This window comes from Streptomyces sp. NP160 (assembly GCF_006335115.1).
GTDB lineage: Bacteria > Actinomycetota > Actinomycetes > Actinomycetales > Quadrisphaeraceae > Quadrisphaera.
The window spans coordinates 1-257 of sequence record NZ_VDMJ01000133.1 but is presented as its reverse complement, the minus strand read 5'-3'; the positions used below and the strand labels follow the sequence as shown (position 1 = coordinate 257).

1 protein-coding gene is annotated in these 257 nt (G+C 45.5%); it reads left to right on the top strand.

Annotated elements, in window-relative coordinates:
- Nucleotides 1-257: AMP-binding protein (locus FHN55_RS22240; RefSeq protein ID WP_139714567.1), on the top strand; the 257-nt coding region annotated here is incomplete at both ends.

Below are 257 nucleotides of genomic sequence, written 5' to 3'. Positions count from 1 at the left end.
GTTTAGAGATCATTATCTTACGTACCGGGAACTCAATGAGAAGTCGAATCAGCTCGCAAGAGTGCTGCGTCAAAAAGGAGTAACCCGGCATTCAATTGTCGGACTCATGACAGAAAATTCCCTTGAAATGATGGTAGGCATCCTTGGGGTATTGAAATCTGGAGGAGCTTATCTGCCGATCGATCCGTCCCATCCTGAAGACAGGGTTCATCACATGATGAAAGACGCTGAGATTGAGGTCTTAGTAACAACAGATG